Annotated in this window: 22 protein-coding genes; 6 read left to right on the top strand and 16 right to left on the bottom strand. The window is 65.0% G+C overall.

The annotated features are described in order from the left end of the window. Nucleotides 1-1,222 precede the first annotated feature (1,222 nt). The 4 genes from YU9_RS0123915 to YU9_RS0123900 form a co-directional block, all read right to left on the bottom strand. Nucleotides 1,223-1,708: a Crp/Fnr family transcriptional regulator gene (locus YU9_RS0123915; protein WP_027575070.1), complete on the bottom strand. Its 486-nt coding sequence runs from the start codon at nt 1,706-1,708 to the stop codon at nt 1,223-1,225. Nucleotides 1,709-1,852: 144 nt separating this feature from the next. Continuing rightward, nucleotides 1,853-2,641, bottom strand: a complete 789-nt coding sequence (locus YU9_RS0123910) for a class I SAM-dependent methyltransferase (RefSeq protein ID WP_027575069.1) — start codon at nt 2,639-2,641, stop codon at nt 1,853-1,855. A gap of 99 nt (nt 2,642-2,740) precedes the next feature. Further along, nucleotides 2,741-3,379 carry a ferric reductase-like transmembrane domain-containing protein gene (locus YU9_RS0123905; RefSeq protein ID WP_027575068.1) on the bottom strand — a complete coding sequence of 213 codons (639 nt, stop codon included), beginning with the start codon at nt 3,377-3,379 and terminating at the stop codon, nt 2,741-2,743. A 12-nt stretch (nt 3,380-3,391) separates the two neighbouring features. Further along, nucleotides 3,392-3,895, bottom strand: coding sequence for a twin-arginine translocation pathway signal (locus YU9_RS0123900; RefSeq protein ID WP_027575067.1), 504 nt, complete (start codon nt 3,893-3,895; stop codon nt 3,392-3,394). Between the two features lie 283 nt (nt 3,896-4,178). Here YU9_RS0123900 and YU9_RS0123895 point away from each other — a divergent pair, with 283 nt between their 5' ends. Continuing rightward, on the top strand, nt 4,179-5,186 hold the full coding sequence (locus YU9_RS0123895) for an LLM class flavin-dependent oxidoreductase (RefSeq protein WP_027575066.1): 1,008 nt from the start codon (nt 4,179-4,181) through the stop codon (nt 5,184-5,186). A 173-nt stretch (nt 5,187-5,359) separates the two neighbouring features. Here the strand turns inward: YU9_RS0123895 and YU9_RS0123890 are convergent, their stop codons facing one another. Genes YU9_RS0123890 through YU9_RS0123865 form a run of 6 tightly spaced genes read right to left on the bottom strand, consistent with a single transcriptional unit; the run spans nt 5,360 to nt 9,966 of the window. Continuing rightward, nucleotides 5,360-6,235, bottom strand: coding sequence for an amidohydrolase (locus YU9_RS0123890; RefSeq protein ID WP_027575065.1), 876 nt, complete (start codon nt 6,233-6,235; stop codon nt 5,360-5,362). Nucleotides 6,236-6,247: 12 nt separating this feature from the next. After that, nucleotides 6,248-6,643: a RidA family protein gene (locus YU9_RS0123885; RefSeq protein WP_027575064.1), complete on the bottom strand. Its 396-nt coding sequence runs from the start codon at nt 6,641-6,643 to the stop codon at nt 6,248-6,250. Nucleotides 6,644-6,668: 25 nt separating this feature from the next. Further along, entirely contained in the window at nt 6,669-7,472 is an 804-nt protein-coding gene (hpaH, locus tag YU9_RS0123880) for a 2-oxo-hept-4-ene-1,7-dioate hydratase (protein WP_027575063.1), read from the bottom strand. A gap of 3 nt (nt 7,473-7,475) precedes the next feature. After that, nucleotides 7,476-8,336, bottom strand: a complete 861-nt coding sequence (locus tag YU9_RS0123875; protein ID WP_027575062.1) for a fumarylacetoacetate hydrolase family protein — start codon at nt 8,334-8,336, stop codon at nt 7,476-7,478. A gap of 43 nt (nt 8,337-8,379) precedes the next feature. Continuing rightward, nucleotides 8,380-8,997 carry a flavin reductase family protein gene (locus tag YU9_RS0123870; RefSeq protein WP_027575061.1) on the bottom strand — a complete coding sequence of 206 codons (618 nt, stop codon included), beginning with the start codon at nt 8,995-8,997 and terminating at the stop codon, nt 8,380-8,382. 3 nt (nt 8,998-9,000) lie between these two features. Then, entirely contained in the window at nt 9,001-9,966 is a 966-nt protein-coding gene (locus YU9_RS0123865; RefSeq protein WP_027575060.1) for a tripartite tricarboxylate transporter substrate binding protein, read from the bottom strand. Nucleotides 9,967-10,105: 139 nt separating this feature from the next. Here YU9_RS0123865 and YU9_RS42370 point away from each other — a divergent pair, with 139 nt between their 5' ends. From YU9_RS42370 to YU9_RS0123845, 4 genes are all read left to right on the top strand, one after another. Further along, entirely contained in the window at nt 10,106-10,939 is an 834-nt protein-coding gene (locus tag YU9_RS42370) for an IclR family transcriptional regulator (RefSeq protein WP_051380494.1), read from the top strand. A 108-nt stretch (nt 10,940-11,047) separates the two neighbouring features. Further along, nucleotides 11,048-12,343, top strand: a complete 1,296-nt coding sequence (locus YU9_RS0123855) for an O-acetylhomoserine aminocarboxypropyltransferase (RefSeq protein WP_027575059.1) — start codon at nt 11,048-11,050, stop codon at nt 12,341-12,343. Nucleotides 12,344-12,348: 5 nt separating this feature from the next. Beyond that, nucleotides 12,349-13,131, top strand: a complete 783-nt coding sequence (locus YU9_RS0123850) for an alpha/beta fold hydrolase (protein ID WP_027575058.1) — start codon at nt 12,349-12,351, stop codon at nt 13,129-13,131. A gap of 69 nt (nt 13,132-13,200) precedes the next feature. After that, complete coding sequence (locus YU9_RS0123845; RefSeq protein ID WP_027575057.1) at nt 13,201-13,704, top strand: DUF6496 domain-containing protein; 504 nt, start codon at nt 13,201-13,203, stop codon at nt 13,702-13,704. Between the two features lie 6 nt (nt 13,705-13,710). On the opposite strand, the gene YU9_RS0123840 is transcribed toward YU9_RS0123845, so the two are convergent. Together YU9_RS0123840 and YU9_RS0123835 are read right to left on the bottom strand one after the other, a co-directional pair. Next, nucleotides 13,711-14,664, bottom strand: coding sequence for an aliphatic sulfonate ABC transporter substrate-binding protein (locus YU9_RS0123840; RefSeq protein ID WP_027575056.1), 954 nt, complete (start codon nt 14,662-14,664; stop codon nt 13,711-13,713). A 21-nt stretch (nt 14,665-14,685) separates the two neighbouring features. Then, entirely contained in the window at nt 14,686-14,907 is a 222-nt protein-coding gene (locus YU9_RS0123835) for a hypothetical protein (RefSeq protein WP_027575055.1), read from the bottom strand. Nucleotides 14,908-15,311: 404 nt separating this feature from the next. Here YU9_RS0123835 and YU9_RS0123830 point away from each other — a divergent pair, with 404 nt between their 5' ends. Beyond that, on the top strand, nt 15,312-16,043 hold the full coding sequence (locus YU9_RS0123830; RefSeq protein WP_027575054.1) for an SDR family NAD(P)-dependent oxidoreductase: 732 nt from the start codon (nt 15,312-15,314) through the stop codon (nt 16,041-16,043). A 277-nt stretch (nt 16,044-16,320) separates the two neighbouring features. On the opposite strand, the gene YU9_RS0123825 is transcribed toward YU9_RS0123830, so the two are convergent. From YU9_RS0123825 to phnL, 4 genes are read right to left on the bottom strand one after another with little or no spacing between them, the layout of a single operon-like run. Beyond that, nucleotides 16,321-16,932, bottom strand: coding sequence for a pyridoxamine 5'-phosphate oxidase family protein (locus YU9_RS0123825; RefSeq protein ID WP_027575053.1), 612 nt, complete (start codon nt 16,930-16,932; stop codon nt 16,321-16,323). A 27-nt stretch (nt 16,933-16,959) separates the two neighbouring features. After that, nucleotides 16,960-17,556, bottom strand: a complete 597-nt coding sequence (gene phnN / locus YU9_RS0123820; RefSeq protein ID WP_027575052.1) for a phosphonate metabolism protein/1,5-bisphosphokinase (PRPP-forming) PhnN — start codon at nt 17,554-17,556, stop codon at nt 16,960-16,962. Beyond that, nucleotides 17,553-18,710, bottom strand: coding sequence for an alpha-D-ribose 1-methylphosphonate 5-triphosphate diphosphatase (locus YU9_RS0123815; protein ID WP_027575051.1), 1,158 nt, complete (start codon nt 18,708-18,710; stop codon nt 17,553-17,555). Before YU9_RS0123815 ends, phnN begins: the two co-directional genes overlap by 4 nt. Before the next feature lie 5 nt (nt 18,711-18,715). Continuing rightward, a complete protein-coding gene (gene phnL, locus YU9_RS0123810; RefSeq protein WP_027575050.1) occupies nt 18,716-19,414 on the bottom strand; it encodes a phosphonate C-P lyase system protein PhnL in 699 nt (232 codons plus the stop codon). Between the last annotated feature and the right edge of the window lie 5 nt (nt 19,415-19,419).

Raw genomic sequence — 19,419 nt, 5'->3', positions numbered from 1 at the left:
AAGCCCTACTTGCTGGCACACCTCTTGATCATCCTGCTGCTCGAGCCGCTTGCCCGCGACTTCGAGGACTCTCCCCGCTGGATGCAGGCCGCCTGACGGCACCTGGCGCTTGGCGTGTTTTGCAACAACTCGTTGCATCCTTGCTACAAGCGATCATTCCACAACCAACCATCCGTTGCTTCCGCCGCAGAAAGCGAGCGCTTGGGCGGCACCTGCGCGAGCCTCCTCGAAAACGTCCGTATCAATCGATGCTCGCGCTACCTTAACGCCTATGGGGAAGGCCGGGTGCCGGCTGGCACCCACGGTCCGCTGCGCGAAAGCACACGCAGAAAACTGCACAGCGGCATACAGGTGAAGCCCAACACACGGCCTTCCCTGCGCGGTGGTTTGACGGCTTATGCCTGCTCTCCCCGGAGCCGAGTTCCTTCTGGCCTCCGTCACCTCGCGAATTGACGATACCTCCAGGCCCGGTTGAGCCCAAAAGCATCTCCGCAAGGCTTGACCGTAGCAACGACGGTCAGGACCACACGGTTTTGCCGTACGCAGCTTCGCCCTGCTTGGCCCGAAGGCTTCGCAAGACGTTCGCGCCGTCCGTCCGCACGGAGTGAGGACCTCACGAGGTTCATCTCGCCCTGGTCCCACCTTCATGCCCGGCGCTGCCGCGTCCACCGCACCCCAACCCACGTTCGTGACGACGTACGATCGCCCCTCTCCTTGGGCTGGGATGACGGGAGAATGCCGTAATTCCGAATTTCGGTAAAGTGGAATATTTTTGCAGGAGGGGGTTGACGGGTTTTTGACAGGAGGCGGGGTGTTTTGCCCGACGGGTCAAAATCGTTGCGATCGATATCAGCTTTCGGTTGCGCCTCTTCGAAAAGATGCAGTCGCACTGCACGTTGACCCCTAATTTCATGGTGATAGTCTTGTAACTCGCGGCCTGTCCGGGAGGACACCATGGGATGGTTTGACCGGCTGTTTGGGAGGATGTCGGAGCCTACGACCCCCCTCTTTGCGAGATTTAGGCGCAAATCAAGGGCACCGACCGACCCTGACCTTCTGAGAATCGCCAAAGATCGGAAAGGGCATATTTCCCGAAGAGCCGTGAGAGATGAGTATAATCGGCTGGTCTTGGAGAAGTACGCGCACGATAAGTCGTGATCGCTAAGACCCATCGAGGCTCTGCTCATTGGCGAAACATGATGGTTTCGCCACTGCTCTATCCCTACGCACCATTATTGCCGTCATCAACCGACAGTGCCGCGAAGCGATCGTCGGCCCGGCGCAGCCGCCGGCAAAGCTCACGATTGATGTTCTGCAGGACGATCACATAGGCGTGGATGTCGGCCTTGTAGCACGCGTAAAGCTTCTGGGCCGTCAGCTCGTACAGCACGGTCGGCGCCTCCGCGACAACCGTTGCTGAGCGGTTCTGCATTTCGATCAGCGTCATCTCACCGAAAAAATCCCCTCGCTCCAGAACGGAAATCGGGATGACGCTGCCTGAATTCGTCCGTTTGCTCACCGCAAGCCGGCCGGATTTGACGATGAACATCGAGCGTCCCGGCTCCCCCTCCGCCACGACGGTTGCGCCGGCATCGAAGCGGCGCTCGACCAGCATCGACATCAGGAGCTCGAGGCTCGTATCCGGAAGACCGCCGAAGAACGGCGTCGCCAGCAGGAACGCTTTCAGATCGGGGGCCGTGACGGTCATCGCGTGAGGTTACGCCTCGTCGTCATTTGCGGCAAGCAGAGCACAGCCCGTAGGATGGGTAGAGCGCAGCGAAACCCATCAGACTCGTTCGGTGGCGAAGATGATGGGTTTCGCAATTGCTCTACCCATCCTCCGCGCCGCAAGCTATTTGGGCCGGCGTCCCTTGATCGCGTGTGCACGCGCATTGCAGGTGATGCGACCATCGGCATCCGCCGGCAGGCGCGCACGAACCTGCGAGATGAGAGTCTCGACGTCTGTCGGTTTCATCGCTGCAACGGCAGGCCGAAGCGCAGGAGACTTCAGACTGGTTGCCCAAAAGTCATCGAAACCTGAAAAAGTCCGTTGCACCGCAATCTCTCGCGTTTGCACGTCCTCGAGACCTGCTCCGGTCCACAGCTCGCGCAATGTTCCCATGCGAGACGCGTCCATCCGTGGTGGGCGGGTCGCCGCAAGGCCCATTGCCTTTATCGCATCGTAGATCGGATCAAGCGGAAAGCCGCCACCCAACATATCCCACATGTACGTCATGACGGCACCACCGGGGACAATGACTCGCACCATTTCGCTGACGCCCTTGGCGGGATCCGGAACGAACACGAGAACCAACGCCATCACAGCCGCATCGAAGCTGCCGTCGGCGAAAGGGAGCGCCATGGCATCACCTTGGCGAAACTTTGCCACGCGCGCCGCAGGTCGCGTGCGCGCAAAAGCAAGCTGCTCTGCCGAGGGGTCAATGCCCTGGACCTCGGCGGGGCTGCAGCGCTCGACCAGGAGTTCAGTGAAGGCCCCGTTGCCGCAGCCGATGTCGATCCACCGCAAGCCGGCAGGCGGTGCCAGCCAGTCAAGGAATATCTCGCCAGCGAACCGGCTCCAGATTCCCATCATCTGCTCGTAGGCGGCACCGTCGTCGAAGTAAATTGTCTGCTCTGCCATTTCGAGATCCTCCCGGCCCGATGACGATCCTTGGCGCGCGCCATTCTGCACACAAAGGATGGAATTGGGGAAGTCTCGGATGTGACTGGTCCGCCCGGATTACTGCCGCGCAATGCTCTCGCCGCGCAACGTCCGTCGCTTTCGCCATACCTGCAGGTCAATCATGACTTTCACGGTTGCCGCGAGGACGAGCGCACACAGCGCGGCCTTCGAGATTGTCTCCATCGTCCCCTCGATCAGCAGGCAATGGACCACGCTGCCTGCGACGATGACGATCGCCAGCGGCATATGAACGTAGCGCCAGGTTCGCGGCCGCAGTCCCAGTCGCCGACGCAGGAGGGCCAACAGCGCAACAGCGAAGATGGCCCACATCGCGGTGACGCCAAAGGGGGAGAACGGCGTCGGCGATGAGTAGGTCAGCGCGTCGATCATATCAGGGGGGCTGGTGATCAAGAGGCCGGCGACGTGGATCACGATCGCCAGAGCAAGCGCGCCGCCAATCCAGTGATGGGCACGCCGGCCGCGATAGGCCGACAATCCCGGCAGGTACCCGCCGATCAGCAGGGGTTGAACAAGCACAAGACCAAGGGCAACAATTCCGGCAAATCCGGCGAGGATGTAGACCGGACCGCGCCATGCAAGCAGCTCACTCCCCGCAGCAATGGCTATCGGCGCGCCGATGGCCAAGGCAAGGGCAGCCCAGATCAGGATCACCCGGGCCAGTCGCCATCCCTTCATGTGCAATTCGGCTCAAGCCGGCTGAAGCACGAAGTGCGCCTCGAGGCTGGTCTCCTTTGCGCTCCGCATCACCGGCCGCAGGAAGACGGTTTTGAATTCGCCGCTGTCATAGGCGAGGTGGCCATGCGGCTGGCCGAAGATGGGAATGATCTGCGGCATCTCGAGCCGGAACTTGCCGTCCTTGTCGGTGAGCGTGGCGCCATGGCTCTGCGGCTCGTGCTCCTGCCCTTCGACCGTGTGCGCCCAGATCTGGATGCGCTGCCCGGCGAGCGGAGCGCCGTCGCCGGCGCGGCGCACGGTGCCGCTCATCCAGAAGCCGCCCTTGCCGATCCGCTCCACGACCGGCGCGCCCTTGCGGTAGTTGTTCGCCCCACCAGACATCGACTCGGTCGGCGCAAGGCCGCTCGCGCGAGCCGGCAGCAGCAGACCGGAAACCCCTGACGTCAAAAGCCCGGTTGCGAGGACGGAGCCGCCGGCGGCGAGCAGGTTGCGGCGGTTGAATACGACCGCGGTCATGTCAGTTCCTCCTGGCACAGTGCAGCTGCTCCGACAAGCTACAACAACAGGTGCGAAACGCCCAGTTGGGACGAAGGGCGCCATTCGTCGCAATAACAGTCTTGTGAACGTGGGTCCTCACGGCTCCCAGCGCGAGATGAGTAGAGCGGCAGCGGATCCACCAGCCTTCGGTGACGAAGCATGATGGGTTTCGCAACTGCTCTACCCATCCTGCGCGCTGCCACTACATGTGTTTCTTGCAAGCGCGCATCATTGCGCGCCCCTCCACACCGGCAGCCCTCATATGATCCCCTTCTCCGTGCTCGACCTCGCGCCCATCCGCCAGGGCGGCGACGCGTCGCAGGCCTTTCGCAACTCGCTCGATCTTGCACAGCATGCGGAGAAGTGGGGCTACAAACGGTTCTGGCTGGCCGAGCATCACAACATGACGGGCATCGCGAGCGCGGCGACCTCGGTGGTGATCGGCCATGTCGCAGGCGGGACCAGGACGATCCGCGTCGGCTCCGGCGGGATCATGCTGCCGAACCATTCGCCGCTGGTCATCGCCGAGCAGTTCGGCACGCTGGAATCGCTCTATCCCGGGCGGATCGATCTCGGGCTCGGCCGCGCGCCGGGCACGGATCAGTTCACCGCACGGGCATTGCGGCGCGACCTCGCCACCACGTCCGAGAATTTTCCGCATGACGTGCTGGAGCTGCAGGCGCTGCTCGGCGACGTGCAGCCGAACCAGGCGATCCGCGCCGTGCCCGGCATGGGGACGAAGGTGCCGCTCTGGATCCTGGGATCGAGCACGTTTGGCGCGCAGCTTGCTGCGATGCTGGGGCTGCCGTTCGCGTTCGCCTCGCATTTCGCGCCGCAGATGATGATGCCGGCGCTGCGCGAATATCGCGCACGGTTCGAGCCGTCGGCGCAGCTCGACAAGCCCTATGCGATGATCGGCGTCAACGTGTTCGCGGCGGACAGCGACGTGGAAGCGCAGCGGATGTTCTCCTCGCTGCAACAGCAGTTCATCAATCTGCGCCGTGGCACGCCGGGGCCGCTGCCGCCGCCGGTGGACGACATGGACGCGCTGTGGTCGCCGGCGGAGAAGGCCGGCGTTGCGCAAGCGTTGTCGTGCTCCGCGGTCGGCTCGCCCAGTGTGGTGGAAGAGAAGCTGAGGAAGCTGATCGCCGAGACCGGCGCGGACGAATTGATGACCACGGGCCAGATCTACGACCACGCCGCCCGGCTGCGCTCGTTCGAGATCGCAGCCGAGGTGCGGGAGAGGTTGGCGAAGCAGCAGGTGGTGTGAGCGCTGGACTGTCGCGACGATGAAGGTGCACTCCCTCCCCCGCATGCGGGGGAGGGCTGGGGAGAGGGTGTCTCCGCAATGGGACAATCACCAAGAGGAAAGAGCCCTCACCCCGACCCTCTCCCGCAAGCGGGAGAGGGAGCGCACCGTGATCGTGGCGCGTCTCGAGCCCTTTAATCCGCAAAGCCGAACAGCTTGGCCGGATTGTGCACCAGGATCTTCTCCAGCTCGGCTTGGTCAGGTGCGTAGCGGTACATCAGCTCTAACAGGTCGGCATCGTTCGGCGGCTGCTTCACCGAGACCGGGTGCGGCCAGTCGCTGGCCCAGACGCAGCGATCGGGGGCCGCCTCGATATAGGCGCGCGCGATCGGGATCACATCGTCGTAGGGAGCGCCCGTCTTCGAGGTTTTCTCGCCGAGCGACAGCATGACCCAGAAATTGCCCTTCTCGAGCAGCTCCAGCATCTTGCGCAGGTTCGGGTCGTTCCTGCCGGCTTGCGGATCAGGGCGCGCCATGTGGTCGATCAGCACGGGCACATCGAGATTCTCGTACTTGGCCACGCTCGACATGATGCCGTCCTTCTCCGGCTGGATCTTAACGTACCAGCCGAGCTCGCGGATGCGCGCGATGGCGCGGGCGAAATCGGCGTCCGACAGCACCGCGCCGAGCTCCTGGCGGAAGCTGAAGCGCGCGCCGCGCACGCCCGCGTCATGCAGCTTGGCGAGATAAGAGTCGCTCGCCTCGGCGAACACCAGTGCGTTGGCGCAGCCGCGATAGTTCGGGCCCATGGCGGCGAGGCCGTCGAGCACGACGGCATGGTCGGCGCCATAGGTCGTGGTCTGCACGATGATGCCACGCTCGATGCCGAGCGTCTTGTGCATGCGCAGCGCCGCTTCCCAGGTTGCGGTCGGCATCCGATAGGCGGCGCCTGGGCGCTCCGGATATTTGTCGATCGGCCCGAGCACGTGGAACTGGCTGTCGACCGTCTTCGGCGGCGGCGCCTTGACCGGGCGGCGCGGATTGGGATCGAACGGCAGATAGGTCGGCATGCGCAAAACTCCTCAGTCGATCACGGCGGTGAAGTCGCACTGCACCAGCGCGCCGCCATCCATGTTGTCCATCGGCAGCGCGTGGCGGGCGGGCCGCGAATGCTCGTCCGGAAACATCTTCAGCCACTCGACGTTGACCGGGCCGCGCTGCGAGCGGTCCTTCAGCCACACCGTCATCTTGATGATGTCATCGGTGGTGCCGCCGGCGGCCTCCACCGTCGCCTTCATATGCGCGAACATGTTGGCGCATTGGGCGTCGAGACTCTCCGGCATCGCATTGGTCGCGGGATCGCGCCCCAAGATGACGCCGGACATCACGAGATTGCCGATGCGGCAGGCGTTCGGAATCGGATTGACGTGCTTGAAGCCGCCGATGTGAATGCTCTTGCGCCGCGTTTGACCGGTCATGGTGCGCTCCCTGCTTGTTGTTGCTTCAGACGAACTGGCACGACACCGAGCCGAAGGCGCCGTAGTCGGCATGGAAGGTGTCGCCGCGGCGGATGTCGACCGGACGCGTGAACGATCCCGCCAGCACGACCTCGCCGGCGGCGAGATATTCGTCATGCGGCGCGAGGCGGTTGGCAAGCCAGGCGATGCCGTTGGCGGGGTGATTGAGCACGCCGGCGGCAAGGCCGGTCTCCTCGACCTCGCCGTTGCGGAACAGGAGCGCGCCGATCCAGCGCAGGTCCGCATCCATCGGGCGGATCGGCCGGCCGCCGAGCACCAGCGCGGCATTGGCCGCGTTGTCCGAGATCGTATCCATGACCTTTCGCGTCTTGCCGGTCTCGGGGTCGACGCGATGCATGCGCGTCTCCAAAATTTCCAGCGCGGGCGTGACGTAGTCCGTGGCGTTGAGCACGTCGAAGATGGTGCAATCGGGACCGCGCAGCGGCGCCTTCAGCACGAAGGCGAGCTCGACCTCGATGCGCGGCGCGTGGAAGCGGTCGAACGGAACAGGCGCGGCGTCGGCATAGAACATGTCGGCGAACAGCACGCCGTAGTCGGGCTCGTTGATGCCGACCGCGTTCTGCATCGCCTTCGAGGTCAGGCCGATCTTGTGTCCCCTAATGACGCGGCCGCGGCCGAGCTGGAGTTTCGTCCAGGCGCGCTGGATGGCGTAGGCATCCTCGATGCTGAAGTCGGGATATTCCTTGGAGAACATCGGGATCAGCGCCTTGGTGCGCTCGGCTTCATCGAGGCGCGCGGCAAGGCGTTCGATTGTGGCAGCGTCCAGCATGACTTAGCTCTCCGCGGCCACAGTGTTGCGCAGCACGCCGATGCGGCTGGACTCGACCTCGACGACGTCGCCCACCTTGAGCCAGCGCGGCGGATCGAAGCGCGCGCCGGCGCCGGTCGGCGTGCCCGTCACGATCATGTCGCCGGGCTTGAGGGTTGCGAAGGTGGAGAGATAGGAGATCAGGAAGTCGAACGGGAACATCAGCCGTTCGGTCGTGTCCTGCTGCCGCACCTCGCCATTGACGCGCGTGACGATGTCGTGAGGTCCGCGTGGGTCGAGCTCGTCCGACGTGACGATCCAGGGGCCGATGCTGCCGGAGCGGTCGAAGTTCTTTCCTTGCGTGACGTTGAACTTGCCGTGGCGCAGCCAGTCGCGGACGGTGCCCTCGTTGCACAAGGTCATGCCGAAGATGTGCGACCACGCTTTCTCGCGCGGGACGTGGCGGCCGCCCTGCCCGACCACGATGACGAGCTCCCCCTCATAGTCGAGCTGGTCCGAAACCCTGGGCTTCTCGATCGGCTGGCCGGAGCCTGATATCGAGGACATGCTACGGACGAACAGGCTCGGATATTTGGGCAGGTCGGAATTGTCTTTGTATTCGGCATTGCGCTCGGCGTAGTTGACGCCGATGCACCAGAGCTTCTCCGGCGCCAGCACCGGCGGGAGCAGGACGAGCTTTTCCAGCGCAAAGTCCGGCTTCTGTCCGGCGATGGCTTCCTGCGCATCGGCGAGTGCGCTGGCCGCGATCAGCGCCTTCACATCCGAATAGTCGCGACCGATCCGCCTGGTCAGATCGACCACGCCGCCTTCCACGGCCGCGCCGTAACGCGGCTCTCCATCCAAGAGATAGCTTACGAGGCGCATGGTCGTTCTCCAATGGTGTTCGGGGGCCGCGCGGTGGCGGCGCTCAATCTTTCGATTTCGGGGTCTGGAACACGGTGTTGAGCGTCACGATCTCGCCGAGGCGGGCATAACGCGGGCCGCCGATGCGCGCGATCGGGTCGAGCGCCTTGGTCTCGACCTTGCCGTCGTTCACGAGGCCGTCGCGCAAATGGAACATCACCACCTCGCCGACGATGAGCCGGCTCTTGGCATCGCCGAATTCGAGGCATTGCCGGAAGCGACACTCCATCGCGACCGGCGCGGCGGCGAGCCGGCGCACCTTGATGCGCTCGCAGGGCAGCGTCTCCAACCCGAGATGCTCGACCTCGCTGATCTCAGGCGGATGCTCGACGGAGCTGTCGTGCACTGCTGACATCAGCGGAGTGTCGGCGATGTGGATCACATATTCCTCGGTATCGAGGATGTTGTGCGCGGTGTCCTTGTAATCTGCGCCCTTGCGGCCGACGCTGATGGCGAGCATCGGCGGCTTCTGCGAGACGAAAGTGAAGGCGCTGAACGGCGCGAGGTTGAGCATGCCCTTGCTCGAAAGGCTCGTCACCCACGCGATCGGGCGCGGCACCACGATGCCGGTCATCAGCCGGTAGATGCGCTCGGCGCCGAGCTCGGTGGGGTCGATCCGCATCGATCAATCCGCCCTGATGTTGGCCTTGCGCACCACCGGAATCCACTTGGCGTCCTCGCGTTCGAGATAGGCCTTGAATTCGTCCGGCGTCATCGGCGTGGCTTCGCCGCCAAGCTTCTCGAACTTGTCGATCACGGCGGGGTCCTTCAGGATCGCGACCAGCGTCTCGTGCAGCTTGTCGATAACAGGCGCCGGCGTGCCGGCGGGCGCGAACAGGCCGGTAAAAGTCTGGCCGTCAAAGTCCTTGTAGCCGAGCTCGGCGAAGGTCGGCACGTCAGGCAGCGACTTCAGGCGATGCGGTGAGGTGACGGCGAGCGCGCGGAACAGGCCGGCCTTGATGTGCTGCAGGCTGACCGTGAGCTGGTCGAACGCGAATTGCACCTGGCCGCCCAGGAGATCGTTGATGGCCGGCGCATTGCCGCGGTAGTGCGCCGTGACCCATTGCAGCTCGAGGCTGGACTGCATCAGCTCGCTGAGCAGATGATTGGTGGTGCCGGGACCGGGCGAGGCCATGGTCAGCTTGCCGGGCTCGCGCTTGGCGAGATCGAGAAACTCCTTGAGCGTCGTCGCCTGCACCGACGGATGAACCTCGAGCACCAGCGGCGTCATCGAGATCGTCGAAATGGGGAGAAAATCCTTCTTCCAGTTATAGGCGTCGCGCTTGTTGATCTCGGTCGCGAACAGCACCGGACCGTTGGCGCCGACGAACAGCGTGTAGCCGTCGGGCGCCGACTTCGCGAAGGCTTCGCCCGCGATCATGCCGCCGGCACCAGCCTTGTTCTCGATGACGAAGGGCTGGCCGAGCTTTCCCTGGAGCTTGTCGGCGATGATGCGTGCGGCGCTGTCAACATTGCCGCCGGCGGGATAAGGCACGATCAGCTTGACGTTGCGCGCCGGCCATTGCTGGCCCGACGCTGGCCCCGCCAGCATCGCAGCGACGGCAGCTATGGCAATCCAGATTAATCTCATGTTAACCTCCCGGCGGCGCTTCCAATTCACGTCGAATGCCCTGACGTCACGCAAGACGGCTCACAAGGCATTCCGAGGAGCGCAATCTCCAGATGCGCGCTTGCCCTGTCGAGTGAATTGTGGCGTTCTTGTCCATAATATGGACAAGAGACGTTCAGCGAAATCCGCCCGCAGCGCCGTGGAACCGCGGCAGGGCGCGCAGGCGATCCGGCGCGCGCTCGCGGTGCTGCGCATCCTTGCCGCAGGCCGCGAAGAGGGTGTGCCATTGGCGGAGGTGATCCGAGCGACCGGCCTCACCCGTCCGACCGTGCATCGCATCGTCCACGTGCTGATCGAGGAAGGCATCGTCGAGCGGCATGGCAAGAGCGGCCGCTACGCGATCGGCAACCAGGTGCCGGAGCTGGCGCTGGCCCGGCCGCGGCCCTCGCGGCTCTTGGTCGCCGCAAATCCATCGCTGCAGCGCGCCTCTGCCGAGATCGGCGACACCCTGTTCCTGACGGTGCGCACCGGCAACGACACGCTGTGCGTCGATCGCCGGATCGGCGTCTATCCGATCCAGGTGCTGTCGATCGAGGTCGGCGCGCGCCGGCCGCTCGGCGTCTCCAGCGCCGGCGTCGCGATCCTCGCCGCGATGCCGGCGCAGGAGGCGCGAAAGATCGTCGCAGCCAACGAGAAGCGGTTCGAGGCTTACCGGACCGATGTCGCGACGGTGCTCGGCGAGGTCACCGCCGCACGACGGCTGGGATACGGCATGAGAGAGATCGGCCTGGTGCAGGGCACGAAATCGATCTCGACCTGGATCAAGACTCCGGACGGGCAGCCCGCCGCGGCGATGACCGTCTCCGCGGTTCGCACGCGGCTCGGCCCCCGCCGCGAGCACGAGGTCGCGGAGATCCTGCTGCGGGAGGCGCGGATCATCGAGCAGGCGATCGGCGCTGAAGCGCGGACGGCGCTGCTTCGCCTCCCCCCGTAAGAACGGGGCGAGGGAGCGCACCGCCGATGCGGCGCTGTCAATGGCTGACTTCGTGCGCCGTTTTATGGCACAACGACCGCCATCGCCGACCGACCAACGAGGCCACGCATGCCCGCGCCGAAACCGCCTGCCTTCGAGACCCTGAGCCTGCATGCGGGCCAGCACCCGGATCCCGTGACCGGGGCCCGGGCGGTGCCGATCTACCAGACCACGTCCTACGTGTTCCAGGATTCCGACCACGCCGCGGCGCTGTTCAACCTGGAGCGCGCCGGCCACATCTATACGCGCATCTCCAACCCCACCACCGGCGTGTTGGAGGAGCGGCTCGCGGCGCTCGAAGGCGGTGTCGGCGCGATCTGCACGGCGAGCGGCCAGGCGGCGATGCACCTGGCCATCGCCACGCTGCTCAATGCCGGCGACCACATCGTGGCCTCGAGCTCGCTCTATGGCGGCACCATCAATCTCTTGGCACACACGCTGCCGCGCTTCGGCATCACCACGACGTTCGTGAAACCGCGCGATCTCGACGCATTCCGCGCGGCGATCAAGCCGAACACGAAGCTCGTGATCGGCGAGACCATCGGCAATCCCGGCCTCGAGGTGCTCGACATCCCCAAGGTCGCGGCGATCGCGCATGAGGCAAAGATCCCGCTCTTGATCGACAACACTTTTGCCACGCCCTATCTCAGCCGGCCCATCGAGTTAGGAGCCGACATCGTCATGCATTCGGCGACCAAATGGATTGGCGGCCATGGCATCGCAATTGGCGGCGCCATCGTCGACGGCGGCCGGTTCGACTGGCGCGCATCGGGCAAGTTCGCCGTGCTGACCGAGCCGTATGGCGGCTATCACGGCATCGTCTTCGACGAGCAGTTCGGCACCGCCGCCTTCATCATGCGCGCACGAACCGAGGGTTTGCGCGATTTCGGCGCTTGCCTGTCGCCGACCAATGCGTTCCAGCTGCTGCAGGGCGTGGAGACGCTTCCGGTGCGCATGGACCGCCACATGCAGAACACGCATCTCGTTCTGGAGGCGCTCAAGGCCAACAAGGCCGTCGACTGGGTGCTGCACCCCTCGCTGGAGGACCACCCCGACTATCAGCTTGCCAAGACGCTGCTGCCGCGCGGCGCCGGCTCGATCGTCTCCTTCGGCATCAAGGGCGGCCGGCCCGCGGGGCGCAAGTTCATCGAATCGCTGCGCATGATCAGCCATCTCGCCAATGTCGGCGATGCCAAGACGCTGGTGATCCACCCGGCGTCGACCACGCATCAACAGATGGATGCCGAGCAGCTCAAGGCCGCCGGCGTCGGCGAAGAGCTGGTGCGGCTGTCGGTCGGCATCGAGACGGCAAGCGATATCATCGACGACCTCAACCAAGCGCTGCGCATCTCGCAAAAGGTCTGAAAGCCATGAAGCTCTCCGTCAACGGCACCGAGGTGTTTGTCGCAACCGGCGGCCGCGATTTCGACAAGTCGCTGCCCGCGGTCGTCTTCATCCACGGCGCCGGCTTCGACCACTCGACCTGGGCGCTGCACACGCGCTGGTTCGCTCATCATGGTTTTTCCGTTCTCGCGCCCGACCTGCCCGGCCACGGCCGCTCGGCCGGGCCTTCGCTCTCGACCATCGCCGAGATGGCCGACTGGACGGCGGCGCTGCTCGATGCGGCGGGAGCCGCCAAGGCGCATCTGATCGGCCATTCCATGGGCTCGCTGATCTCCCTGGAGACCGCCGCGCGGCATCCGGACAAGGTCTCGGCGCTCAGCCTGATCGGCACCGCCGCGACCATGACAGTCGGTCCGGATCTCTTGAAGGCGGCCGAAGCCAGCTCGCAGGATGCAAACGACATGGTCGCGATCTGGGGCCTCGGTTTCAACGCCGAGCTCGGCGGCAGCCTCGCGCCGGGCCTGTGGATGCATGGCGGTGCGCAGGCGGTGCTGAAGGCTTGCGAGCCGGGCGTCCTTTTTAGGGATCTGTCGGCCTGCAATGCCTACGCGAACGCGCTGCCCGCTGCCGCAAGCGTGAAGGTGCCGACCACCCTCATTCTTGGCGAGCGGGACATGATGACACCGGCCAAGGCGGGCAAGGCGCTTGCCGCCGCGATCCCGCATGCAAAGACCGTCGTGGTGCCCGGCGCCGGCCACATGATCATGGCCGAGCGCCCGGATGAGTTGCTGGCGGCGCTGAGGAACTAAAACGGATCGATCTTCTGTCTTGCGCGTTGCGGTCAGACATCCCTGTCAATCACGAAGGGGAACTCGACCATGCCAAGACAAGAAGTCATTCGCAAAGCCCGGCAGGACAAGCGCGCCGGCAAGTCGGCCAGCACGCAGGCCGGCGAATTCGTCAAGGACGAGATCGACAAAATTCGCAAGGGCAAGCACGGCGCGCGCTCGACCAAGCAGGCCATCGCGATCGGCCTGTCCGAAGCGCGTCGCGCCGGTGTCGATCTGCCGCCACCGCGCAAAGGGCGCACCAAGAAGGCAACGCGCCGCAGCGCCAAATATGCCTATGAGGTTGGGCAGGGCAAGCGGACCGCGAAACGCCGGCCGCGTGTGTCGCGCGCCGTCGAAGGCGTGTTGAAGAAGGAGCCGCGGTCGACCGGATCGCGCAGCGCGCTGTCGAAACAGGCCAAGCGCGCCGCCAAGGGCCGCAGCGCTGCGTCCCGCTCGGCCGCCGCGCGGAAGGCGAGCCACACCAAGGGCGCCAAGGTCCGCTCCGCTGCCGCAAAGAAGGCGGCGCGCACCAGGGCGCGTCGGCGGCGTTGATCAGGATCAGGAGCCCGGCGTCCATTTCCAGACGATGTCGGAGACGTTGACCGGCTTCGGGATCAGGCCGAGCTTTGCGAAACGATCGGCGACGGCCTGCTGGCTCTTGACCACTTCGGCGTCGAGCGGCACCACGCGATAGTTGGAGCGGTCGACGAAGCGCCTGATTGCCTCGATGTCGACGCCGGTCGCCTCCGCCTGTGCTTTCGCCACATCCTCATGGTGCGAGTCCGCCCAGACGCCTTCGGATGCGAAGGTCGTGTTGAGCTTGGCGACCAGCGAAGGATACTTCTCCACGAAGTCGGTGCCGGCGATGTAGAAGGCGTTCGGCTTGTGCACGTCCTTGTCGAAGGCGATGACGCGGGCGCTCTCCTTCAATTCGGCGAGCGCGAGATACGGATCCCAGATCGACCAGGCATCGACCGAGCCCTTGATGAAGGCGGCCGTCGCATCGGCAGGAGCCAGTGGCGCCGGCGTGATGTCGGACCAGGACAGGCCGGCCTTTTCGAGCGCAGCGACGAGCAGATTATGCGCGCTCGATCCTTTGCCGAAGGCGACGCGCTTGCCCTTGAGATCTGCCAGCGAGTGAATCGGCGAATCCTTCGGCACGATGATCGCCTGGGTGTTGCCTTCGGATTTCACCGCGGCGACGTAGCGGATCTTGGCACCACCGGCCTGCGCGAAGATCGGCGGTGAGTCGCCGACATAGCCGAAATCGACGCTGCCGACATTGATGGCTTCCAGCAGCGGCGGACCGAACTGGAAATCGACCCACTTGATCTCGATGCCCAGTGGCTTGAAGGCGTTCTCGAGCGTCTGGCGCTGACGCACCGCCGGGAAGAAGCCGCCCTTCTGCGTGCCGATGCGGATTTCCGCCGGCTTGTCCTCGGCGCGCGCGGGTGCAGCCAGGGCCGTCGCAAGCAACAGCGTCGTTGCCAGAATGTGTCGTCGGTTGATCATGACGCGGTCCTTTCGGTGGGATCAGTTGGCGAAGAAGTGCGAGCTCGCGCGACGGCTACGCTCGGAGAACACGGCACGGGCGGCGCGTTCGGCCTCGCGGGCCGAACGGAACTGGCGGCCTTCGAGGCTGTCGAACAGGCGCTCGGAGGAGAAGAAGCGGAAGCCGCGCTCGTCTCTCGTGATGATGCCGGCGGCGCGGTCCTGGATCTCGATGATGTAGGCGTTCGACTGGGTCTGGGACATGACTGCTCGTTCGCCGGAGTTCGGCGTTCCTGTCTTGGGATTTTTCTTGGGATTTTCGGTGTTGGGTGCTGCTAAGAGACGGTCAGCAACAACAACAGGCGCCCGTTGCCGCCGAGAAACAGCGCCGCGTCATGCAGGCTTGCATGTCGTCTTGGTTACGCTGGTGATCAATTCTCATATCGCGGCATCAAGCTCGAGGAGCAGTCTCTACGCTCCGAATATCGAGCGGTTGGCACGATTGGTCAATGAAATGGCTATCCATATTTGCGACCAGCACGCCGGGGCGATTCTCCCGCCGCAAGCACGGACAGACGGATTCATCTCGCGATGAGTTCAACACGCGCGAGCCGCAAGCATGATACGCTTCGAGCACCACAAGCCCGACGACTTGGGAGGTTCCAGGCATGACGGTTGCTCTGAAGGGGCGCACGGCGCTCGTGACCGGCGGCTCGCGCGGAATTGGCGCGGCCGTCTGTCGCGCACTGGCCGAAGCAGGTGCAGCGGTGGCGATCAACTGCCGCGAGAGAATCGGGCAGGCCGAGCAGCTGGCGGGCGAGATCGGCAAGCAGGGCGGCCGCGCCATCGTCGTCGCCGCCGATGTCTCGCAGCGCGAGGCCGTGGCCGGAATGGTCGAGCGCGTCACGGCCGGGCTCGGGCCGATCGACATCCTCGTCAACAATGCCGGCATTGCCATCACGCGCGGCGTCGACGATCTCACCGAGGACGATTTCGACCGCACCATCCTGGTCAACCTGAAATCCGCCTTTCTGTGCACGCAGGCGGTGCTGCCTTCGATGCGCGCGCGGACATGGGGCCGCATCGTCAACATCTCCTCGGGCGCCGCGCGCGGTGCCGGCTCGATCGGCCCGCACTACAATGCGTCCAAGGCCGGCCTGGAAGGTCTCACGCGGGGCTATGCGGCGCGCCTTGTGAAGGAGGGCATCACCGTCAATGCCGTGGCGCCGTCGCTGATCGAGACCGACATGATGAGCGGCCAGCCGCAGCTCGTCAGCCGCATCCCGCTTGGCCGCTTCGGCACGGCGGACGAGGTGGCGAAAGCGGTGATGCTGCTGGTCGACAATGCCTACATGACCGGGCAGACCATCGCGCTGAGCGGGGGGATGGCGTTCAATTGAAGCGGAGCGGCGCTTCCTTCTCTCCCCGCTTGCGGCAGGGCTATCGCATATGAGAGCTTTTCCCTGCGGCCATCCTTCGAGACGCCCGCTTTAGGCGGGCTCCTCAGGATGAGGACGGAGTGGGTAGCTGCAGCTTCAAAGGGCACTGACGCTGATTAGCCTCATCCTGAGGAGGCGCGTAAGCGCCGTCTCGAAGGACGTGCGCGCAGGCCGCCGCAACAAGTCATATGCGATAGCCCTGCCGCTTGCGGGGAGAGGGGGACGAGAGAGCGCGGGGTCACCACATCGTTGCCGCGGCCCGCTCCGGCCACGCGCGGTCGTACTCCACGCCACCGACCTTGTTTTGGCTCATCTCTGCGAGGATCTGGCCGGGTGTCGGCAAACTCTTCGGGTCGACGCGCTTGTCGGGGTTCCAGAGATCGGAGCGGACGATGGCGCGGGCGCACTGGAAATAGATCTCCTCCACGTTCATGACCATGACGCTGCGCGGCGCCCTGCCTTCGACCTTGAACGAGGCCAGCAGCTCCGGATCGATCGACAGATGCGCGCGGCCGTTGGCTCGCACCGCATTGCCGGAGCCGGGGATCAGGAACATCAGCGACACCCTGGGATCGCGCACGATGTTGCGTAAGGAATCGACCCGGTTGTTGCCGCGGCGGTCCGGCAGCATCAGCGTCTTGGGGTCGTGAATGCGGACGAAGCCGGGCAGATCGCCGCGCGGCGAGCAGTCGATGCCCTCCGGGCCAATGGTGGCGAGCGCTGCGAACGGCGCCTTCTCGATGAAGATGCGGTAGAGCGGCGTGACGTGGTCGGCGACTTTCACGGTCGAGGCGTCATTGGTGGCGCCGTAGATGGCCTCTAGCTGTTCGACCGTTTCGACCACCGTCATTCTACTCTCTCCTTATTTTTCCGGCAACTACTCTTGCCAGTCTTCATTCCTGATCACGCGCATCAGCTGGCGGCTGTGGTACTCCGCGCTGCCGGCGTTGAGGATGGTGACGTCGGCATTGGCCGAGACGTCGTCGACACTGCGCGCAAGGCGATCGGCAATATTGCCGTCGCTGTGACGGGCGCGCGCGGCGAGCCGCTGCGCCAGCACGTCCGGCGGCGCCGTGATCGCGACCACCACGACATTGGCATAGGCGTGCCGCAACGCGACGATCACGGTGCGTGAGACGTTCACAACGACCGCGCGACCCGCGCGAATGTCGTCGTTGATTTCGATCGGCAGCGCATAGGCATGTCCATGCGCCTCCCAATGCACGGCGAAATCGCCGTGCTCGCGCGCGCGACGAAACTCATCGGGGCTGACGGCAATATTGTCCTCTGCCGAGGAGGACTCTCGCGTCACGATGCGACGCGGGAAGACGATGTCGGGATCGTCGATACAAGCCGCCTGCGCCAGCCGCAGCAGGGTATCCTTGCCGGCGCCGCTGGGGCCGACCACGAGCACGAGCCGGCCGGGGCCGATCGCACCCGCCTCGCCCTGCGCCGTGGTGACCATCTCGCTCATGCGACGCGGCTTCCTTCGCGCCACACGCTGCGGACCACGGGAACGTGGCCTGCGACCTGCACGCGGATCAAATCGGCGCGCTTGCCGGTCGCGACCTCGCCGCGATCGGTGAGGCCGACCGCCTCGGCCGGCGCCTTGGTCACGGTGCGAACCGCGGCCGGAAGGCTGATCGCCGGTACGTGTTCGGGCAATTGCAGCGCCGCCATCAGCAGGCTGGACGGAATGTAGTCCGACGACAGGATGTCGAGCAGGCCTTCGCGGGCGAGATCGACCGCGGCGATGTTGCCGGAGTGCGAGCCGCCGCGCACGACGTTCGGCGCGCCCATGAGAATGTCGATGCCGGCCTGGTGCAGGCCGCGCGCAGCCTCCAGCGTGGTCGGGAATTCCGCCACAGATACGCGATCGCGCACGGCGTCTGCGACGTTCTCCTCGGTGGTGTCGTCGTGGCTCGCCAGCGGAATCTCGTACTGATGCGCCAGCGCCACGATCTCGCGCATGTTGGCCGCTGCATAGAGCCTCTGATATTCGAAGCGTTTTGCGAACAGCTCGTCGAGCTCGGCATCGGTCTTGCCGCCGCCTTTGCCGCGGTAATAATCGCGCAGCTTCACCTCGTCGCGGAACTGGCGCTGGCCGGGCGTGTGATCCATCAGCGACATCAGCTTGACGTCGGGACGGCCGATCAGCTCCTTGGCCTCCTCGACCACGCTCGGCATCGGGATTTCGCAGCGCAGATGCAGGAAATGGTCGGCGCGCAGCAGGCTGGCCTCGCGCGCGGTGGTGATCGCGGCGGCGAGCACGCCGGCGCGGCCATCGACCTCCTCGGCGCCGTCCTCGCGCCAGACCCGGAGTGAGTCGAACACCGTGGTGATGCCTGACGTCGCGAGCTGGCCGTCATAGGAGATGACGGCGGCGACCGGATTCCAGAACACCTTTGGCCGCGGCACGTAATGCGCTTCGAGATGATCGGTGTGGAGCTCGATCAGGCCAGGCATGATGAGATCGCCGCCGGCATCCTCTGCGCCGGCGGGTGCCCTGCCCTCGCCGATCTCGGCGATGCGTCCATGGGCAAGAGCGAGCCAGCCCTGCTCGATCACCCGGTCGGCCAGGACGATCCTGGCGTTGGCGATCACTGTGTCCTTCGGCTTCATTTCCATGTCCTTCAGGCCGCGGCGGCAAAGCTGGTGACGTCGACGATGCGGTCGGCAATCAGATGACGGATTTCGTCGTCGTGGACAATGGCGACCATGGCAACGCCCTGGCGCTTCTTCTCGGCGACCAGCTCGACCACCACGGCGCGATTGGCAGCATCGAGCGAGGCTGTCGGCTCGTCGAGCAGCAGGATCGGCAGGTCCGAGATGAAGCCGCGCGCGATGTTGACGCGCTGCTGCTCGCCGCCGGAGAAGGTCGCGGGCGGAAGCTGCCAGAGACGCTCGGGAATGTTGAGACGATGCAGCAGCTCGCCGGCGCGCGCCTGTGCATCGGTCCGGCTCATACCGTTCACGATCAGCGGCTCGGCGACGACGTCTATGGTGGCAACGCGCGGCACGGCCCGCAAAAACTGGCTGACATAGCCGATGGTGGAGCGGCGGATGTTGAGGACCTGCCGCGGCTCGGCAGTGGCGAGATCGATCACCGCGCCGCGATGACGGATGCCGATGCGGCCGCTGTCACAGCGGTAGTTGCCGAAGATCATTTTCAGGATCGACGATTTGCCGGCGCCTGACGGGCCCGACAGAACGACGCATTCGCCCGGATTGACGTGGAAGGTCACGCCGCGGACGACCGGCAGCTCGATGCCGCCCTGAAGATGCATCGTGAAGGTCTTTTGCGCATCGGCAATGTCGATCATGGCAGGCATCGAAA

Source organism: Bradyrhizobium sp. WSM1743 (assembly GCF_000473065.1).
In the GTDB taxonomy this organism is placed as follows: domain Bacteria; phylum Pseudomonadota; class Alphaproteobacteria; order Rhizobiales; family Xanthobacteraceae; genus Bradyrhizobium.
This window is presented reverse-complemented; position numbering and strand designations above follow the sequence as displayed.

What these genes read in the sequence shown, in the direction of transcription:
- YU9_RS0123915 (WP_027575070.1), bottom strand. Translation starts at nt 1,708, where the DNA reads ATGACCGTCACGGCCCCCGATCTGAAAGCGTTCCTGCTGGCGACGCCG.
- YU9_RS0123910 (WP_027575069.1), bottom strand. Translation starts at nt 2,641, where the DNA reads ATGGCAGAGCAGACAATTTACTTCGACGACGGTGCCGCCTACGAGCAG.
- YU9_RS0123905 (WP_027575068.1), bottom strand. Translation starts at nt 3,379, where the DNA reads ATGAAGGGATGGCGACTGGCCCGGGTGATCCTGATCTGGGCTGCCCTT.
- YU9_RS0123900 (WP_027575067.1), bottom strand. Translation starts at nt 3,895, where the DNA reads ATGACCGCGGTCGTATTCAACCGCCGCAACCTGCTCGCCGCCGGCGGC.
- YU9_RS0123895 (WP_027575066.1), top strand. Translation starts at nt 4,179, where the DNA reads ATGATCCCCTTCTCCGTGCTCGACCTCGCGCCCATCCGCCAGGGCGGC.
- YU9_RS0123890 (WP_027575065.1), bottom strand. Translation starts at nt 6,235, where the DNA reads ATGCCGACCTATCTGCCGTTCGATCCCAATCCGCGCCGCCCGGTCAAG.
- YU9_RS0123885 (WP_027575064.1), bottom strand. Translation starts at nt 6,643, where the DNA reads ATGACCGGTCAAACGCGGCGCAAGAGCATTCACATCGGCGGCTTCAAG.
- hpaH (WP_027575063.1), bottom strand. Translation starts at nt 7,472, where the DNA reads ATGCTGGACGCTGCCACAATCGAACGCCTTGCCGCGCGCCTCGATGAA.
- YU9_RS0123875 (WP_027575062.1), bottom strand. Translation starts at nt 8,336, where the DNA reads ATGCGCCTCGTAAGCTATCTCTTGGATGGAGAGCCGCGTTACGGCGCG.
- YU9_RS0123870 (WP_027575061.1), bottom strand. Translation starts at nt 8,997, where the DNA reads ATGCGGATCGACCCCACCGAGCTCGGCGCCGAGCGCATCTACCGGCTG.
- YU9_RS0123865 (WP_027575060.1), bottom strand. Translation starts at nt 9,966, where the DNA reads ATGAGATTAATCTGGATTGCCATAGCTGCCGTCGCTGCGATGCTGGCG.
- YU9_RS42370 (WP_051380494.1), top strand. Translation starts at nt 10,106, where the DNA reads ATGGACAAGAGACGTTCAGCGAAATCCGCCCGCAGCGCCGTGGAACCG.
- YU9_RS0123855 (WP_027575059.1), top strand. Translation starts at nt 11,048, where the DNA reads ATGCCCGCGCCGAAACCGCCTGCCTTCGAGACCCTGAGCCTGCATGCG.
- YU9_RS0123850 (WP_027575058.1), top strand. Translation starts at nt 12,349, where the DNA reads ATGAAGCTCTCCGTCAACGGCACCGAGGTGTTTGTCGCAACCGGCGGC.
- YU9_RS0123845 (WP_027575057.1), top strand. Translation starts at nt 13,201, where the DNA reads ATGCCAAGACAAGAAGTCATTCGCAAAGCCCGGCAGGACAAGCGCGCC.
- YU9_RS0123840 (WP_027575056.1), bottom strand. Translation starts at nt 14,664, where the DNA reads ATGATCAACCGACGACACATTCTGGCAACGACGCTGTTGCTTGCGACG.
- YU9_RS0123835 (WP_027575055.1), bottom strand. Translation starts at nt 14,907, where the DNA reads ATGTCCCAGACCCAGTCGAACGCCTACATCATCGAGATCCAGGACCGC.
- YU9_RS0123830 (WP_027575054.1), top strand. Translation starts at nt 15,312, where the DNA reads ATGACGGTTGCTCTGAAGGGGCGCACGGCGCTCGTGACCGGCGGCTCG.
- YU9_RS0123825 (WP_027575053.1), bottom strand. Translation starts at nt 16,932, where the DNA reads ATGACGGTGGTCGAAACGGTCGAACAGCTAGAGGCCATCTACGGCGCC.
- phnN (WP_027575052.1), bottom strand. Translation starts at nt 17,556, where the DNA reads ATGAGCGAGATGGTCACCACGGCGCAGGGCGAGGCGGGTGCGATCGGC.
- YU9_RS0123815 (WP_027575051.1), bottom strand. Translation starts at nt 18,710, where the DNA reads ATGGAAATGAAGCCGAAGGACACAGTGATCGCCAACGCCAGGATCGTC.
- phnL (WP_027575050.1), bottom strand. Translation starts at nt 19,414, where the DNA reads ATGCCTGCCATGATCGACATTGCCGATGCGCAAAAGACCTTCACGATG.